Raw genomic sequence first — 234 nt, forward strand, 5'->3', positions numbered from 1 at the left:
CGCCGCTTGGGCCTTCCTATTGCGCACCGATCCGTAGAACACCTCGGCGGCGAGCGCGAGTTGTTCGGCGCGGTCGCGGTCCATGCCGCGGGCAACGAGCTCGGAGACGCTCACTGATGCCGCGTCGGCAACGATGGCGATGCCGGCGCGGTCCTGGGCGATTAACGCGTCTACGAGGTTCATGGCCCCCACAATAAACACCCGCAACCTGCGCAAACAAGCAAATGTGAGAAG

General features: G+C 64.1%; 1 protein-coding gene. It reads right to left on the reverse strand.

Annotated features, from left to right (window positions below):
- A partial coding sequence (locus HMPREF2990_RS11875) for a hypothetical protein (RefSeq protein ID WP_141757927.1) occupies window positions 1–183 on the reverse strand: 183 nt, incomplete at its 3' end.
- Window positions 184–234 lie beyond the last annotated feature (51 nt).

Source organism: Corynebacterium sp. HMSC071B10, assembly GCF_001814825.1.
Taxonomy (GTDB): domain Bacteria; phylum Actinomycetota; class Actinomycetes; order Mycobacteriales; family Mycobacteriaceae; genus Corynebacterium.